The 17,288-nt window shown below is 61.0% G+C and carries 13 protein-coding genes and 2 pseudogenes; 7 read left to right on the plus strand and 8 right to left on the minus strand.

What is annotated here, in order from left to right:
* The first annotated feature begins 212 nt into the window (after positions 1-212).
* Positions 213-542, plus strand: a complete 330-nt coding sequence (locus J2W17_RS03625) for a DUF6124 family protein (RefSeq protein WP_307329294.1) — start codon at positions 213-215, stop codon at positions 540-542.
* A 39-nt stretch (positions 543-581) separates the two neighbouring features.
* A pseudogene (locus J2W17_RS03630) lies at positions 582-727 on the plus strand (transposase); the annotation flags it as partial.
* A gap of 3 nt (positions 728-730) precedes the next feature.
* On the opposite strand, the pseudogene J2W17_RS31240 reads toward J2W17_RS03630, so the two are convergent.
* Positions 731-1,274 (minus strand): annotated as a pseudogene (locus tag J2W17_RS31240) (TRAP transporter large permease subunit); the annotation flags it as partial.
* Positions 1,275-1,514: 240 nt separating this feature from the next.
* Here J2W17_RS31240 and J2W17_RS03640 point away from each other — a divergent pair.
* Positions 1,515-3,695 carry a PQQ-dependent dehydrogenase, methanol/ethanol family gene (locus J2W17_RS03640; protein WP_307329300.1) on the plus strand — a complete coding sequence of 727 codons (2,181 nt, stop codon included), beginning with the start codon at positions 1,515-1,517 and terminating at the stop codon, positions 3,693-3,695.
* A 25-nt stretch (positions 3,696-3,720) separates the two neighbouring features.
* Positions 3,721-5,154 carry an aldehyde dehydrogenase gene (aldA, locus tag J2W17_RS03645; RefSeq protein ID WP_307329303.1) on the plus strand — a complete coding sequence of 478 codons (1,434 nt, stop codon included), beginning with the start codon at positions 3,721-3,723 and terminating at the stop codon, positions 5,152-5,154.
* Between the two features lie 63 nt (positions 5,155-5,217).
* On the opposite strand, the gene J2W17_RS03650 is transcribed toward aldA, so the two are convergent.
* Positions 5,218-7,152 (minus strand): sigma-54-dependent Fis family transcriptional regulator, encoded by a 1,935-nt coding sequence (locus J2W17_RS03650; protein WP_307329305.1) that lies wholly within the window; start codon positions 7,150-7,152, stop codon positions 5,218-5,220.
* Between the two features lie 531 nt (positions 7,153-7,683).
* Here J2W17_RS03650 and J2W17_RS03660 point away from each other — a divergent pair.
* Positions 7,684-8,139 (plus strand): GNAT family N-acetyltransferase, encoded by a 456-nt coding sequence (locus tag J2W17_RS03660; RefSeq protein WP_307329308.1) that lies wholly within the window; start codon positions 7,684-7,686, stop codon positions 8,137-8,139.
* A 394-nt stretch (positions 8,140-8,533) separates the two neighbouring features.
* Here the strand turns inward: J2W17_RS03660 and J2W17_RS03665 are convergent, their stop codons facing one another.
* Entirely contained in the window at positions 8,534-9,430 is an 897-nt protein-coding gene (locus tag J2W17_RS03665; RefSeq protein WP_307329313.1) for a DMT family transporter, read from the minus strand.
* An 86-nt stretch (positions 9,431-9,516) separates the two neighbouring features.
* Here J2W17_RS03665 and J2W17_RS03670 point away from each other — a divergent pair, with 86 nt between their 5' ends.
* Positions 9,517-10,848, plus strand: coding sequence for an aminotransferase-like domain-containing protein (locus J2W17_RS03670; RefSeq protein ID WP_307329317.1), 1,332 nt, complete (start codon positions 9,517-9,519; stop codon positions 10,846-10,848).
* Positions 10,849-10,890: 42 nt separating this feature from the next.
* On the opposite strand, the gene J2W17_RS03675 is transcribed toward J2W17_RS03670, so the two are convergent.
* The 5 genes from J2W17_RS03675 to J2W17_RS03695 form a co-directional block, all read right to left on the minus strand.
* Positions 10,891-12,408, minus strand: a complete 1,518-nt coding sequence (locus J2W17_RS03675; protein WP_307329320.1) for an amidase — start codon at positions 12,406-12,408, stop codon at positions 10,891-10,893.
* 41 nt (positions 12,409-12,449) lie between these two features.
* The gene (nthB, locus tag J2W17_RS03680; RefSeq protein WP_307329476.1) at positions 12,450-13,082 is read right to left on the minus strand and encodes a nitrile hydratase subunit beta; all 633 of its coding nucleotides are present in this window, start codon (positions 13,080-13,082) and stop codon (positions 12,450-12,452) included.
* On the minus strand, positions 13,082-13,687 hold the full coding sequence (gene nthA, locus J2W17_RS03685; RefSeq protein WP_307329479.1) for a nitrile hydratase subunit alpha: 606 nt from the start codon (positions 13,685-13,687) through the stop codon (positions 13,082-13,084). The genes nthB and nthA overlap by 1 nt, the downstream gene beginning before the upstream one ends.
* A gap of 44 nt (positions 13,688-13,731) precedes the next feature.
* A complete protein-coding gene (locus J2W17_RS03690; protein WP_307329323.1) occupies positions 13,732-14,772 on the minus strand; it encodes a phenylacetaldoxime dehydratase family protein in 1,041 nt (346 codons plus the stop codon).
* A 90-nt stretch (positions 14,773-14,862) separates the two neighbouring features.
* Positions 14,863-15,675 carry a transporter gene (locus tag J2W17_RS03695; RefSeq protein ID WP_307329481.1) on the minus strand — a complete coding sequence of 271 codons (813 nt, stop codon included), beginning with the start codon at positions 15,673-15,675 and terminating at the stop codon, positions 14,863-14,865.
* 370 nt (positions 15,676-16,045) lie between these two features.
* Between J2W17_RS03695 and J2W17_RS03700 the strand changes: the two genes are divergently transcribed.
* Positions 16,046-17,095 carry an AraC-like ligand-binding domain-containing protein gene (locus J2W17_RS03700; protein WP_307329326.1) on the plus strand — a complete coding sequence of 350 codons (1,050 nt, stop codon included), beginning with the start codon at positions 16,046-16,048 and terminating at the stop codon, positions 17,093-17,095.
* The last annotated feature ends 193 nt before the right edge of the window (positions 17,096-17,288 follow it).

The following is a 17,288-nucleotide window of genomic DNA, read 5'->3' on the forward strand; positions in this document are numbered from 1 at the left end:
TTTAGCAGCTCGGTCAATATCAAGGTACGCCAGTGTCGCTCTTGGCCAGTCCGCGCCTCCGTTGTGAGGCAGGTCTGCGTTATGGCGGCTGTGCGTGGGGCACTTCGGTGCGCCGGGTTCCTTGATCCCTGGTCTGCTAACCCGCGTACAGTCGTCACCTTTTTCGTTTAGCAGCGATGGGGTAACGGCTCCATGGATCAAGGAGTTTTATCATGATCAGATCGACACCCAGTCCTCCAGAGTCAAAAACCTCAAGTGAATCCGCCGACCTTTCTGGCGATTCCTACAAGTCCCGCATTCACCAAGCCAAGATCGCATCCCACAAACCCAGCACGATGTTCGTCATCGCCCCCGACATCAATACCGAAACCCTGTTGGCCCACGCCTGTGAATCCCTGGCCTCGGCGAGTGTCATGGCCAGTGATTTCGCCGGGTTCCTGGAAGGGTCGCAGCGCAACACGATGCTGGGCATTCAGCAGGTCATCATGCTGGCCGAATTGACGGTAAATCGAGCACTGGATAACGTCGATCCGCAGGATTGACCCGCCTGATCGTTCCCATGTCGACCCGTCCGCGTGGGAATGCAGGGCCTCTATCCGGACAGGGGGCTGGCCAGCGGGTTGATATATGCCGAGGTTTCTCGGCGCGAAGGGGTCAGCGACACGTCATTGTCCAGCTGGCGCAAGCAGCTCAGTATGAAGGAAATGCGGTGTCCGAAAACAAGCCGCACTCAAACAACTTGTGGCAGCCAAAGCGCGATCTGCGGAAACACGATCAAAAGAACGATCAACAGCAGCAATACGAGACAGAAAGGCAAGGCGCCGTACACCACGTCGAGGAAGCTGCCTTTGTTGCGGATGCTCTGCACCACGAACAGATTCATCCCAAATGGCGGGGTTATCTGACCCATTTCGCACAGGATGATGAGGATCACTCCAAACCACAGCGGATCAAAACCCAGTGCCACGATAACCGGTACCACCAGAGGTGCTGTGGTGATCAACATGGCCAGCGTATCCATGAAGCAGCCCAGGACGATGTAGAACAGGATGATGGCCAGTAGCGTGCTAAATCGCGCCGACTACCAGGCTGAAGATAGCCAGCGGCGGCAACAGGTCCGGAATGCTGGCTCGTCGCTCCGCCCAGGTTGAATGCTCCTTTTTGCCACCCGGTCCTGGGCGGATCAAGCAGGCCAGGACGTTCATTGTCACGAACATCAAGCTGAGCAGAATCCCTGGAATGGTCGCTGCCAAGTAAAGCTTGGGTACGGCAAGGGTGATGCCCTTGCGTGGCGTTTTGCTTTTTCAGCCTTTTTCGCGCAACACCTGTCCCGCTGTGTCGCGAGAAGCGCAACACCTGTAGCGATGACGGGTTACCGGATGGCAAGGCTTCTTGCGCCCTACACCCCGCGAACCAAGGGCGCCAGACCTGTTGAGACAACCTGGCATGAGCGTTGCTCCGTCATGGTTGCGCAGCGAAAAGACTGCGCCACTAATAAGAACAGGACTGACCCCATGAGACAGATTGGCCATGCCTCCCTCTCCGGCGCTCGATCTACCGTCGCCGGTATCCCTTTGAAATCCTTGGCGGGTGCTTTGCTGTTAAGCCTGGCCGCCACCAGCGCCCTGGCCGTGGATATGCCGGCCAATGTCGACAGCCAGCGCTTGATTGCCGCCGACAAGGAACCCGGCAACTGGATGAGCACCGGGCGCACTTACGACGAGCAGCGCTACAGCCCGCTGAAAGCGATCACTGACCAGAATGTCGGCCAGCTGGGTCTGGCCTGGAGTTACAAGCTTGATCTGGATCGCGGTGTGGAAGCCACGCCGATTGTGGTCGATGGTGTGATGTACACCACCGGGCCGTTCTCGGTGGTGTATGCGCTGGATGCACGTGACGGCAAGCTGATTTGGAAGTACGACCCGCAGTCGGACCGCAACCGCGCGGGCGAGGCCTGCTGTGATGCGGTCAACCGTGGTGTGGCGGTGTGGAAAGGCAAGGTCTATGTCGGGGTGCTCGACGGCCGGCTGGAGGCCATCGATGCCAAGACCGGTCAACGCGCCTGGTCGGTCGATACCCGAGCCGACGACAAGCGCAGTTACACCATCACCGGCGCGCCACGGGTGGTCAACGGCAAGGTGGTGATCGGCAATGGCGGCGCCGAGTTTGGTGTGCGCGGCTATGTCACCGCCTATGACGCCGAAACGGGCAAAGAGGCCTGGCGTTTCTATACCGTACCGGGTGATCCCAAGCTGCCGCCGGAAGGCAAGGGCATGGAAATCGCCGCCAAGACCTGGCACGGAGATGCCTTCGTCGAGCAGGGCGGCGGCGGGACGGCCTGGGACTCGTTTGCCTTCGACCCGGACCTGAACCTGCTGTATATCGGCGTCGGCAACGGTTCGCTCTGGGACCCGAAATGGCGCAGCCAGGCCAAGGGCGACAACCTGTTCCTGTCGTCGATTGTCGCGGTCAATGCCGATACCGGCGAATACGTCTGGCACTACCAGACCACCCCGGGCGACGCGTGGGACTACACCGCCACCCAGCATATGATCCTGGCCGAACTGCCGATCAACGGTAAACCACGCAAGGTGCTGATGCAGGCGCCGAAGAACGGGTTCTTCTATGTGATCGACCGCGCCACCGGCGAGCTGCTTTCAGCCAAGGGTATCGTGCCGCAAAGCTGGACAAAGGGCATGGACATGAAGACCGGCCGGCCGATCTTCGATGACGAGAACGCCGCGTATTGGAAGGACGGCAAGCGCAAGCTGGTGACGCCGGCTTTCTGGGGGGCTCATGACTGGCAGCCGATGTCCTACAACCCGAACACCGGGCTGGTGTATATCCCGGCCCATATCATGTCGGCCTACTACGAGCACATCCCCGAAGCGCCCAAGCGCAATCCGTTCAAGAGTATGTACCAGTTGGGCCTGCGTACCGGAATGATGCCGGAGAATGTCGACGGCCTGCTGGAAATGGCCAAGGGCTGGTCGGGCAAGCTGATCGCCTGGGATCCGGTCAAACAGGAGCGGGTCTGGGAAGTGCCCTACGTGACGATCTTCAACGGTGGCACCTTGAGCACGGCCGGTAATCTGGTATTCGAAGGCAGTGCCGATGGCCGCGTTATCGCCTATGCCGCCGACACCGGCAATAAACTCTGGGAGCAACCTGCGGCCAGTGGCGTGATGGCCGCACCGATCACCTACAGCGTCGACGGCGAGCAGTACGTGACCTTTATGGCCGGCTGGGGCGGTGCCTTTTCGACCTTTGCCGGGGCCCTGTCGCTGCGGGCCGGGGTCCAGCCTTTCTCCCAGGTGCTGACCTACAAGATTGGCGGCACCGCCAAGCTGCGGGAACCGGCACCGCGTCCCGACACCCCGAAACCGCCTGCCCTGAGCACTGACACGGCAGCTATCGAGGCCGGCGCCAAGCTCTACGACGGTTATTGCTCGCAATGTCATGGCATCCATGCGGTCAGTGGCGGTGTGCTGCCGGACCTGCGCAAATTGACGGCCGAGAAGCACCAGATGTTCCTTGGCATCCTGTTCGGGGGGCGTGTGCCCGATGGCATGCCGTCGTTTGCCAATGCCTTTACCCCCGAGCAGGTCGACCAGATCCATCAGTACCTGATCAAGCGCTCCCACGACCTCCAAAACGAAGGCGAGGCCTGGAAACAGTTCAACGCCAAGCGATAAGTCCCCCGACGAGAGAGACGCGAATATGAGTGACACCATCTACCAGAACTACATCGCCAATGCTTTTGTCGCCAGCGACGAGCATCTTGAGGTGCATAACCCGGCCAACGGCCAGTTGCTCGGGCGCGTGCCCCAAGGCAGCGGCGCCGAAGTTGAGCAGGCCATTGCTGCCGCGCGCCAGGCCCAGAAGGCCTGGGCCGCCCGGCCGGCCATCGAGCGTGCGGGTTACCTGCGCAAAATCGCCAGCAAGGTGCGCGAACACGGCGAACGCCTGGCGCGAATCATTACTGCCGAACAGGGCAAGGTGCTGGAACTGGCCCGGGTCGAAGTGAATTTCACGGCCGACTATCTCGACTATATGGCCGAGTGGGCGCGGCGCCTGGAAGGCGAAGTGCTGAGTAGCGACCGGGCCGGCGAGAGCATCTTTTTGTTGCGCAAACCTCTGGGCGTAGTTGCCGGGATTTTGCCCTGGAACTTCCCGTTCTTCCTGATTGCCCGCAAAATGGCGCCGGCGCTGTTGACCGGTAACACTATCGTGATCAAGCCGAGCGAAGAAACGCCGATCAACTGCTTCGAGTTCGCCCGTCTGGTGGCCGAGACCGATCTGCCCGCCGGCGTCTTCAACGTGGTGTGCGGCACCGGTGCAACGGTCGGCGCCGCGCTCACAAGCCATCCGGGCATCGACCTGATCAGTTTTACCGGCAGCGTCGGCACCGGTTCGCGGATCATGGCCGCCGCGGCGCCGAATATCACCAAGCTCAATCTGGAATTGGGTGGCAAGGCACCGGCGATTGTTCTGGCGGATGCGGACCTGGACCTCGCTGTCAGGGCTATAACCGCCTCGCGGGTGATCAATACCGGGCAAGTGTGCAATTGCGCCGAGCGGGTCTACGTCGAGCGCAAGGTCGCCGATGCGTTCATCGAACGTATAGCGGCGTCCATGGCCGCCACGCGGTATGGCGACCCCATGGCCGAAAGCGGCCTGGATATGGGCCCGCTAATCAATCGCGCGGCGCTGGACAAGGTAGCGCACATGGTCCGTACCGCCAGCGGCCAAGGCGCGCAGGTGATCACCGGCGGCGCGGTGGGCGATCTGGGCCAGGGTTTCCACTATCAGCCAACAGTCCTGGCCGGCTGTTCGGCCGACATGGAAATCATGCGCAAGGAGATCTTTGGCCCGGTCCTGCCCATCCAGATTGTCGATGATCTGGACGAGGCGATTGCGCTGTCCAACGACAGCGAGTACGGCCTGACCTCGTCGATCTACACCGCCAGCCTAAGCGCCGCGCTGCAAGCAACCCGCGCGCTGGATTTCGGCGAAACCTATATCAACCGCGAGAACTTTGAAGCCATGCAAGGCTTCCATGCCGGAACGCGCAAGTCCGGCATTGGCGGTGCCGATGGCAAGCATGGGCTGTACGAGTACACCCACACCCATGTGGTGTATATCCAGGCCTGACAGGTCGACCGAGATAAAAAAACGCCCAGGCCGGGTGAGCGGTCTGGGCGTTTTTTATGGGGCTCAAAGGCGATCGTTGGGTTGCACCAACTGGTGCTTTTTCATCTGCCGATACAGCGTCGAGCGTGCGACGCCCAGCTCGGTGGCCACCGCGCTGATATTCCATCGGTGCCGGCGCAGCGTCGCCAGCAGGTTCGACACTTGAGGATCGCTGTTTGCAGGCTGCCTGGGCGTTTGGGCGTGCACGTCGCTCTGTAGCAGTTCGCCCGGCAGACAGTCCAGGTCGACATGGCCGTCTTCGGCCAGCGCCACCGCGTAGCGCAGGGTATTGAGCAACTGGCGGATATTGCCGGGCCAAGGTGCGTCAAGCAGGCATTGGCGTGCCTGGGTGGTGAGCTGTGCACCCTCGGCCTGGCTATCGAGCAACTGCTGGATCAATTGCGCGCGGTCAGTGCGTTCGCGCAAAGGGGGCAGGTTGAGGGTCATGCCGTTGAGGCGATAGAACAGGTCCTCGCGAAAGTCCTTGTTGCGCAACATGCCCTGCAGGTCTTGGTGCGTCGCGCAAATCACCTGGATATCCAACGCAACCGGTATCTGGGCGCCGAGGGGGGAAATCTCGCGTTCGGCCAGCACCCGCAACAGGCGGGTTTGCAAATGGGCCGGCATATCGCCGATCTCGTCGAGAAACAGCGTGCCGCCATTGGCCAGTTCGAGCTTGCCCTTCATGCCTTTTTTCTCGGCACCGGTAAAGCTGCCGCCACGGTAGCCGAACAGTTCGCTCTCGATCAGGCTCTCCGGAATCGCCGCGCAGTTCAGTGCGATAAATGGCCCCCCCTGGCGCGCGCTGGCTTGGTGGATCGCCCGGGCAAACGCCTCTTTGCCGGTGCCGGTCTCCCCGGTAATCAAGATGGCGATGTCCTTGTCGATGACTTTGCGCAGGCGTCGCACGACCTGTTGCAGTGTCGGATCAGTGCCGGCCAATTGCTCAAGGTCGGGATAACGCGGACGCTGCGCCCTGGCTGGCATTGGCATTGGCATTGGCATTGGCGCCAGGCGGTGCTGGTCCGAGGGGATGCGCAAGCTCAGGTCCAACAAGGCTTCGTCATGCCGGGGCCGCAAGCGCAACCCCCGGGCGCCGCCATTGGTGAGGCGCAGTAACTCGTCGACCCCCATGGGCAGCAACTGATCGATGAGGCCGCCCAGCAGATGGCGGCCGCTGGCTTGGTCGTGGGCAACAAAAGCCGCATGATTGGCGCCTATCACCCGGCCGCTATCGTCCACGGCCAGTAGTTGCTCATTGGCCGGATCAGCGATTTCATCGACGGGCTTGAGCCAGAGGGTCAGGCGGTCCCGATAGCGTTGGCGAAAGTGTGCGTTCTCGATCAGGCGGGCATACAGGATCACCAGTTGCAGGGTCAGGTACTGGCTTTCCTTCGGTCCATCGCTATTGAGGCAGGTGGCGTTCAGGCAACCCTGCAGCAAGCCCTGGGCATCGAAGATCGGTGCGACGGAACAGCTCAGGCGCGCGTTGGACGTGAGGAAATGCTCCTCGCGATGGATGATCAGTGGCTGGGCCGCAGCCAAGGTAGTGCCGATGCCATTGGTGCCGGCGATGGACTCGTCCCAGCGCGCCCCAACCACCAGCCCCGAACGCACATACGGGGCATGCTGGTTGGGTAGGCGAGCATCGAGGGTAATGCCGTCCGCGTCGCTGAGTAGTACCGCGAAACCGGCCGGCACTACGCGTCGGGCCAAGCCGCTGACGCCCTGGCTGGCGATATCGAGGTACTGCTGGTGGCGTTGTTGATGCTGACGGATATCCTCGGCGCAAAGAATTTCCAGGCGGGCGGCTGTGGCGGGATCGAGTCGATGCTCCATGACGCTGCGGTACCAGGACTGGGCAATCACCCCGTCCGGGCGGATCCGCCGTCCGGGAAAATGCTCGTTGACGAAGGCTGCGAGTTCGCTCGGGTGGGTCTGCGCGCTAGGCCGAGTCATTAAACCTCCGTGTAGTGCGCCGCTCCAGAAGGACGAGCACGGCGATCTTGTTATAGGTGCGACAAGTCACGATCATCAGGGTACCAAGATAGCCTCTGACGGCGTCCAGCGCTATGGCTGGGGCTTGCGATAAAACTTCGACCACCCGACAAGCAATGGGCCAATCGAGACAAAGACGGCGATCAGCAGCAGATAAAGTTACCGCGAGCGGAGCGAGCCACCCTTGGCGAATGCTCGTTGATTCATCCAGACACCGGTCAAAAACCCCATCAGCTACCGATTGATCATCAACCTGAACAGCAGTAAGGACTTTGGCCAGTGTTTTACATGATCACCCGCACCCGCGCGACGTCGTCCAGTGCCTGTTCCAACCCCGTTCGATAGTGAAAAGGCCGACGTCTGTGAGGAGGTTCCCGCAATTTTGTCCATACTCGACCTACGCTTGATCGACCAGCACCTGGCCGAACAGGTAATCGATATTTGCATCGACCTCTGTTACAGGGATAGGCGCGGTCAGAGAGAAACTCAAAAATGGATTGTCAGATTCGTCTCGCAACAACCAGGGACGCAGCAGCGATCAGTCACGTGGTGATCAGCGCGCTGCGCGAGTCCAATGCGCAGGATTATCCGGCCGATATCATCGCGCGAGTGGAGCAGGGCTTCTCTGCGCAGGGGATCAGTCAGTTGATGATGCAGCGCCGGGTTTATGTGGCGTCCATCAATCAACGTGTCGTCGCGACCGCCAGCCTGGATGGGGACGTTGTACGAAGCGTCTTTGTCGACCCGCAACACCAGGGCGCCGGAATTGGTCGCAAGCTTATGGACGTGATTCATTCGGCCGCTCTTGAACTGGGCCTCGATGTTCTGCACGTGCCGTCTTCAATCACCGCAGAGGGCTTTTATGCCGCGCTGGGTTTTCGGAAAGTGCGGGATGAATTTCACGGAGCCGAGCGCACCATCGTCATGCAGAGGTTGTTAATGCAATAGCGGATCTTGATGCGAATCCACCTGGACTATGTGCTCGAATACGGCGGTGATTCCTGTGGGAGCGGCGGTGCGGCGATCCGGGCAGCACAGTCAACATTGATGTCGGCTGACACACCGACTTCGCTGGCAAGCCAGCTCCTACAGGGGAATCGGGTCGTATCCAAATCCTGTGACCGGCAAAGATCCAATGTAGGAGCTGGCTTGCCAGCGAAGGCGGACTGACATCCGGCATCGATGTCGACTGACACCCCCTCTTCGCGAGCAAGCCCGCTCCCACCGTTTTGATTGCATGCGGACCGGAGAATCGGGTCGGCTGGCAGGTCGCCGTGACCACAGAAACGGAAAGGTACACGATCAAAAACCCGTCGACAGCGTCCAAGACAGGTGACCCTATCTACTTCGAAAACCGCCGCGCCCCCGCCACACAAAGAATCACCGCCACCGTCACCCCCAACATCCCAACGCTCACCTGCTCATGCAGCAACGTTGCCGCCAACGCCAACCCGAAAAACGGTTGCAGCAACTGCAACTGCCCGACGGCGGCGATCCCGCCCTGGGCCAGCCCGCGATACCAGAAGACGAAACCGACCAGCATGCTGAACACCGATACATAACCGAGGCAGACCCATGCCGATGTCGTAATACCCGAGAACGAGGGCGGGGCGAGGTACCAGGTCAGCGGGATCATGACGGGAAGCGACAGCACCAATGCCCAGCAGATCACCTGCCAACCGCCAAGGCTCCTCGACAGTTTCGCTCCTTCGGCATAACCCAGGCCGCAGGCGAGGATCGCCAGCAACATGAGAATGTCCCCCGTCGGCGATGCGGTCAGGCCCTGGGAGAACGCAAACCCCACCACCAGCGCACTGCCCAGCACAGAGAAAAACCAGAACACCGGTCGCGGCCGCTCGCCACCGCGCAACACGCCGAACGCCGCAGTGGCGAGTGGCAGCAGGCCAACGAACACGATGGAATGTGCCGACGTCACGTACTGCAGCGCCAGCGCCGTCAGCAGCGGAAACCCCACGACAACGCCCAGCGCCACGATCGCCAAGGGCAGGAGATCACCTCGGGCAGGACGTTTTTCCTTGAACAGCAGCAGCATGCACAACGCCAGAAGTCCCGCGATGGTGGCGCGGGCAACCGTCAGGAATACCGGGTCGAATTCCAGCACGGCCAGCCGCGTGGCAGGCAGCGAACCGCTGAAAATCAGCACGCCGATGAACCCGTTGAGCCAGCCGCTGGCGGTTTTTTCCATCCCCAGGTTTTGCAGCTTCGATGCCCGTTCCATTTCGCTCGCACTCAAAAAGTTTGCAGAGATCCATCCTATGATCGAAGATCAATACAATCAAAATATTGTCATGGATACATCTGCCCATGCCTCGCTCCCGGTACAAATCACTGGTTGATAACTTCGCTGCGGATATCCGCTCCGGGCGCCTGCTGCCAGGCACGCGCTTGCCGACCCACCGCCAACTGGCGACGACCGAAGGCCTGGCGCTGGTGACGGCCAGCCGGGTTTACGCAGAACTCGAGGCCATGGGCCTGGTCAGCGGCGAAACCGGCCGTGGCACTTTCGTCAGGGAAACCGCGCTGGCACCGGGTTCGGGCATCGACCAGAAAGACGTGGCCGTCGGCATGATCGATCTCAACTTCAATTATCCGTCGCTGCCGGGACAGGCAGAACTGTTGCGCACTGCGCTGCGCCAACTGGCGTCGGGTGGTGACCTGGAGGCGCTGCTGCGCTATCAGCCACACGCCGGGCGACAGCATGAGCGGGCGTCGGTGGCGCGTCATCTGCAAGCTCGCGGGTTGACGGTGGAGGCCGGGCAAGTGTTGATCGTCAATGGCGCCCAGCAGGGTCTGGCCGTGACGCTGATGGCGCTGCTCAAGCCCGGTGATGTGATTGCCGCCGATGCGCTGACCTATTCAGGTTTCAAGGTGCTCGCCGAAGCCCTGCACCTGGAAATCGTGCCCATTCCCGTGACCGGACAGGGGCCGGATCTCGATGCCCTGGAAAAGCTCTGCCGAAGCCGGCGGGTGCGGGCGGTGTACAGCATGCCGACGCTGCACAATCCGCTGGGATGGGTGATGAGTGCCGCGCAACGGGAGCACTTGGTGACGATTGCCCGTCGCCACGAGTTGCTCATCATCGAAGACGCCGCGTACGCCTTCCTGGCGGAAAATCCACCGCCACCGATTGCGCAATTCGCCCCCGAGCGCACGGTTTACGTGTCTGGATTATCCAAGAGCGTCGCCACCGGCTTGCGTGTCGGTTTCATCGCCGCACCCCTCGATAAAGTGCCCGCCCTGGAACGAACGATCAGGGCCACCACCTGGAACACCCCGGGTGTGCTGACCGCGATTGCGAGCACCTGGCTCGACGATGGAACCGTCATGCAGCTGGAAGCGGAAAAACGCAAGGACGCGCAGGCCAGGCAAGCCCTCGCCGTGCAAGTGCTGGCGGGCCTGAGCTACATCAGCCATCCATCGTCGTATTTTTTGTGGTTGCCGTTGCCGGAAGACGCCCGGGCCGACCAGATCGCCATGGAATTGATGCGTGAGCAGGTGGCAGTCTCGATTGCCGAGCCTTTTGCGATCTCCGTGCATGTACCCCATGCGATCCGTTTGGCGTTGGGGTCGGTTGATCTGGACACATTGCGCAAGGCGTTGGTGAAAGTGAAACGGGTGGTAGGGGCTTATGCGTAGCGGGGGATCCCCGACGTGATGTCACGCCGGGGTGGTGTCAAATCAACAGGCCTTCCAGTCAACACTCTGCTCGAAGGCATAGGCCGCGCAATAGATATCGCTTTCGGCAAAATGTTTGCCCACCAGTTGCAAGCCGATCGGCAAGCCATCGCTTGAGGCACAGGGCAGTGACAGGGCCGGGTGCCCGGTGACATCGAAGCCGCAGGTGTTTGCCAGCATCTCGAAACTGCGGCCCAGATAGTCCGTCAAGGGCGCATCGGCCGGCGGTAGCGGGGTGGCTTTGAGAGGAAGGGTCGGCATGAGCAGCAGGTCGTGGCGGGTCAGGACCTCGTCATAGGCCAGGCGCAATTTGCGCCCGAGATTCTGCGCCTTGCCGTAATAACGGCCATGGTATTTGCGGCTCAAATACTCGCCAAGGATCATCGTGGACTTGACCGTATCGGGCAGCTCGTCCGCACGCGCTCGCCAGCGCGCATGGTGCTCCATCATGTCGGTCAGGTAGAGCCCGCGCCAGTTGAAACCGTGGCTGTTGCCTTGCATCATTTGCCAGGTGGCGCCTTCGGCCGCAATCGCGAGCCAGATGGCCGGCCCCAGCAGGTGCATGGGGATCGACACTTGCTCGACAATCGCGCCCTGGGCCTGAAGTACTTCGCAAGCCTGACGCACGGCCTGGTCGACATCACGCTCGGAGTTGGCGTGACCAAAGCCTTCCTTGAGCACCGCTATCTTCAGCCCGGCAACGGATCGCGACAGTCCCTCGGTATAGCGCGCCGTCCTGGTGCCGGCCAATTGACGCGGATCCAGCCCATCGACCCCGGCCAGTACTTCGAGCATCAGCGCATTGTCGCGCACAGTGCGGGTGATCGGCCCCAGATGGTCAAGGGTGCTTTCTATGGGCATGGCCCCGGTATACGGCACCAGGCCGTGGGTCGGTTTCATGCCATACACGCCACAGAACGAGGCGGGGATCCGTACCGATCCGCCCTGATCGCTGCCCACCGCCAGGTCGACCTCGCCCGCGGCAACCAACGCCGCGCAACCGGAGGACGACCCACCGGCGGAGTAGCCCTGGCGCAGCGGGTTGTGCACCGGGCCGCTGGCCGAAGTGTGCGAGCCCCCGGAGAAACACAGGGCTTCACAGACGGCCTTGCCCATGACGCTTGCACCGGCATCCAGCAGGCGAGTGACTACGGTCGCATCCACCGCGGGCCGATAGCCGTCCAGGGTAAAGGAGCCATTGAGCATCGGCAGGCCGGCGACGGCGATGTTGTCCTTGATGACCACGGTTTTTCCGGACAGCGGACCGGTGTCATTACCCTTTATGTTTGACTGGCACTGCCAGGCGCCGAGCGGGTTTTGCGCCGCACTCGGGGCATGGCCGGCTGATCGTGGATAAGTCACTTCAGGGAGGAAATCCCCCTGCTGGTCAAGCGCGTCATAGGCATCGAAGTTGGCCTGTAATACGGCCTGGTAATCATCAAGTTGTTTGGGGGTCAGGCTGATGCCAAGGCTGCTGGCAATTGCCCCGAGTTCGTCGGTGTTGGGTCGAATGACAGGCATTTTGCATTCTCACTGTAAGAAGTATCTTGATGGCTGAGCCTTCAGGCCTTGAGCAGGTAGCTGCCGAACAGGTCGACCACGACAGTGCCCGCGTCCGCGGCATCGCCCCAGAGTTCCTGGGTAGTGAACAGCACGTGGTAGGTGGATTCGCTGGCGCTCGGCAGGCCATGCCCGACCGTGTCGGGAAACGGCCACTCATGGGTGGTGCGGTGCACGACGACGCCGCATTTGCCACGGACATAGCCAGGCATGCGGACATGACCGTCGACGTGCTCGTCGCGCACCCGCACCCGTTCGCCGCTCTGGAACGGGATGTGTGGCGGGGTGGCCGCGCGTCCGGCCCCGAGGGGCAGCGCCAGCGGGTAGGCACCGGCGGCCAGTTCCTCAAGGCGCTGTCGAGTGACCGCGCCTTTCTCGACGAACAGTGAAGCGACCCCCACGATGATCCGATCGTAATAGCTGGCGCCGAGGTATTGCCTGGGCTCCATCCGCTCGATCGCATGCCGCAATTCGTCCACATTGAACAGGCCCAGCTCCCCGGCACCGAGGAATAGCAAGCTGTACCCGAGATGTTCCCAGTCTTCATGGAACACCGGTTTATAGCTCAGTGAGTTGGCGCTGTGCAGCATGCGACCGAAACCCTGAACACCACCCAGATCATGTATGCCATCCATCATTGATTCACTCGCTGCGCAAGGGTGGGGAGCTCGGGGCGTGCGATGCCGATCAGCACATCCTTGGTCACGAGCGAGGCGAGCTGTTCCTCGGTCCAGTCTTCGGTGCCTGACGGACGCAATGGCAGGACCATATAGCGGGTTTCCGCGCTGGTATCCCAGACCCGGATCTCGACTTCTTTGGGCAGGTCCAGACCCATCTCGCGCAATACGGTTCGCGCTTCGCGCACGACGCGGGAGCGGTATTCGAAGCTTTTGTACCAGTCCGGCGGCAGGCCGAGCACCGGCCAGGCGGTGCAGGAGCACAGCGTGCAAACGATGACGTTCTGCAGGGTCGGCGTGTTCTCCAGGGCGACGATGTATTCCCCCTGCACGCCGGTGTAACCGAACTGCGCGCAGGCGGCGGTGCCGTCGGTCAGCAGCAGTTGTCGGAAAGTCGGATCGACCCAGGCCCTGGCGACAACGCGTGCGCCATTGGCCGGGTCGAAATCGTTTTCCATGATCTCGGTGAATTTCTCTATATAGCCTTCGGGAACCAATGCTTGTTCCTCCAGGGCTTTTTTAAGGGCGAAAGCGCGGTCCGATGCGGACGCCACGGTGTTCATGGAATGGTCGTTCATGATCGCTATCCTCTGGACGATGGGGGGTGTCAGCCGCGCTGCATCAGGCCGGTCCCGGCATGGCAATTGATGTATTCGTAGTGCTGGTCCTCGGCGCGCAACACGCTGACCTCGTGATAGCCCTTCCACTTGAGTTCACCCCCCAATTGCTGGACGATTTTCATGAAAGTGCCGAATATCTCCACGTGAGTCGGATGGGATTCGGACCAGCGTTCCAGGTGCGCGAGGGAGCGCCAGTGACTCACGGAAAACGTCTTCTCCAGCCTTTGCCCGCTGGCATCGAGATGCTGCATGTAGCGGTTGCTATAGCAGCCAGCGGGCAGGCCGTCGTCGCGCAGGAATTCCATGCCTGCCCGCAACGCCGGTTCCATCTGGTTCAGATACAGGTCGCGTTCGGTGCCCTCGGTTTCGCTCCAGTCCTGGCCGGAGCGGATGACCACCAGGTTTTCATGGCCCTTGATCACTTTGCGTCGCGCATCGGAGTTGGCTTCAAGCTGCCCCCGAGGGGACATGGGGTCGGTCTGGGACAGGGGTATCCGGTCGCGCATCGAGCCCCAGTACCCGTGCTCCTGGATTTCGTCACTGCGCGAACCCATCACCACGCCGACGCCTTCCAGGTCGTTGGGCATGGCGTAAAAGGTTTCAAAGCGCTCGACGCCCGGGGTCAGGATTTCCCTGAAGTAGCCCAGCCCGTCGCTGCCCGATTCAATGGCATTCCACTGTTGCGCAATCTGCTCGCTGGATTGCCAGCGCTGGAAGGATCCAGGGCTATCCCAGTAGGCGATGGCGATCATGTTGTCGTAGCCGGCGGCGTCGACGTAGTGGGTGATGTCGTGGTGTCCCGGGCCGTCGACGAGGCCGAAGCCCTGCATGATCTTGCGCAGTGCCGCACAGGCGGCACCCAGGTAATGCTCGCCCTTGGACTGAACGCCGAAATAACCCATCACCACTTGCTCGACCGCGCCATCGGCGCGACCGACCCAGCCCGGGTAAGGGGGGGTGTAGTCATCTTCGATCCTGCGGTTGCGGGACCGGGGGCACATCAGGTGTTTATCAATCGCGGATTCCATGGGTTCTTCTCTTTTTTATCCAGGCCAATGGCATCCCTGCCGCACCCAACAGGTGCAGGAGGGCGGGTTCTTGTAAGGAAGTGCTGGGCTTCAAAACACCCGCGCATAACGCAGGTTCATGCGAAAGTCCTCTTTGGGACCGTTCTCGACCGAAAGATCACGGCCCAGCTGGAGCTGGAACTGATCCTGGGGCGTGACGAACTTGGTGGCGGTCAATCGGATGTTGGTGGTGCGCATGGCGTCATCGCGATCGACTTGATCGACCTCGGTTTCCCCGCCCCAGATATGGCCAAATCCCACCGCAAAAGAGGTGGCGGGGTCAGGCATGTAGCGGGTCATGACCTGCGCGCTGTAGGAGGTTTTTTGCTTGAGCACCGCGGAGCCGGGGCCGAATGCATCGTTATCGCCGTACCAGATCACATCACCCACCAGGTCCACCGCCCATTTGTCGAGAAAGTGCTTGATGTAGGCGCCTTGGAAGTCCACTTTCCAGCGGTTTTCTCCCAGGTTGAGCGGGTCGTTCTTGTCGTAGCTTCCGCTGGGGACATAGAGGTAGGCATTGGCGCTGAGGGTGTCGCGGGCGCTGTTGAGGAGGACCTTGATCGGTGCCGTCAGGATCAGATCCCCGATGCCGGTGGTATCACCCAGCGCCGAGGCGCTGCCATGACCGGACAGCTGGCCGAACGGCAGCAGGAATTGCGGATCGATGGTGACCGATTCGCTCAGTTGATACACATGCAGCAGCCGGAGTATCCCGATGTCGGAGGTCAGGTTGAAATCCGGACTCGCCTGACGACCATTGGCTCGCAAGGCGTCGGTGGTTGCATGTTGGTAATAGACGGCCCCGATCGTCGCCCCGATCGGGTATTGCTCATAGTCACCGGGTGCCACTTCCACCGCCATGGTGGAGAACGATGTACCGATCAGGATCAGTCCAAGCAAAACGGACTTTTTCTGTTGCACCAGCCACGCCTTAACTTTGCTCATTATCTGTCGCCTTATAGGATTGTCCCTTCGTAGGGGGACATTTCAGGAACTTGACCTGCGTGATGTCCGCCAGCCTGGGCTGGCGAGTAGCGACGACTGGCAGTGCGTGCGGCTACGGCCGTTCGGCGCTGGCATCAAGGATGCGGCGCTGCTCGATTGGCTTCTTGGCTGTGGCGGAACAAAAAGTTTTCTCAGGCGGCCCTTTTGCCTGCTACCACTGGTAAGGCCAATGGGCATTGAGGTAAGAAGGGCTCCATGATTGGGAAAAAAAACCGGGGCTTCGCAGATGAGCAATCAATCGGAGAGTGGCTTCCAGGAGGGCCGGGCAAGCACAGCCGGGCTTTGTGTCGGCAGTCGGGCGCCGGTGACCAACTGGTCGGACGAGAACATCGACGTTGCCACTCAAAGCGGTTCAGCTTCCGAACGGGTGGATTACTGGCGGGAAATGATCCTGCGGTTGTTTGCCGACGTCGAAATCGGCGCTATTCCAAACCCCGGCTTTTTTGGAAAAGTCAGGTCGCAGAAGTGCGAGCTGCTGCGCATCAGTGACGTCAGTGCGGCGGCCCAGGCGGTCAATCGTCGGCACCTGCAACCCAGGTGCAGGGACGAAGACAAGTATTTCGCGGTGTTGATGCTGGAGGGTACCGAGCATCTGGAGCAAGACGGCAACCAGGCGATCATCATGCCGGGGGATTTCGCCATCTATGATGCGACACGTCCGCATTCGCTGAACTTTACCCACGATTGGCGACAAATCATCGTGAGCGTGCCAAGGGCCAGCCTGAACCAGCTGGTGGTGGGCATGGAAAGCCGGATGGCCACGCGCGTCTCCATGGACAATCCGGTCGGCCGCGTCCTGCGCATGTTCCTGGAGAGCGTGACCTCGCAAATCAGCCAGTTTTCGGCGGCCGAGATGGTCAGGTTGTCCGAGTCGGCGACCAATCTCATCGCCCTGACCCTCGGCAACCTGCAAACCCTGGACCCCGACCACTCGCGCTGTCAGGCCTTGACCCTGATGAGGGTCAAGGTCTTTGTGAACGACAACCTTCGCGATCCGACACTCAGCGCACAGCAGGTAGCCCTGGGGACAGGTCTTTCTGCGCGCTACATCAACAAGCTGTTTGAACATGAGGGTTCTTCGCTGATGCGCTATATCCTGCGTCGGCGCCTGGAGCGCTGCAGCAGTGATCTGTTGAACCCGGCCAACGCTACGATGCGGGTATCGGACATCGCTTTCCGTTGGGGTTTCAATGACCTCTCGCATTTCAGCCGGGTATTTCGCAGTTGCTACGGTTGCTCACCCCGGGACTGGCGCGAAGCCCAGGTGCGGCAGTAGCCATGCGCAGAGCGACCATGAAGACAAAGAACAGGCCCGCTATGGCGAAGCACTGGGGCACAACTGCACGAGGCGGCGGGAGTTGGGTCATTGATGCGCCATCGCCTCAAGTGAACGGCGTTATTCTTTTGCATTCAGGTTGGGCGTCGGAGCCGGTCATGATGAAATAGCCTCCCGCTTTTGCCATGAACGA

The sequence above is a fragment of the Pseudomonas lini genome, assembly GCF_030812475.1.
Taxonomy (GTDB): Bacteria; Pseudomonadota; Gammaproteobacteria; order Pseudomonadales; family Pseudomonadaceae; genus Aquipseudomonas; species Aquipseudomonas lini_A.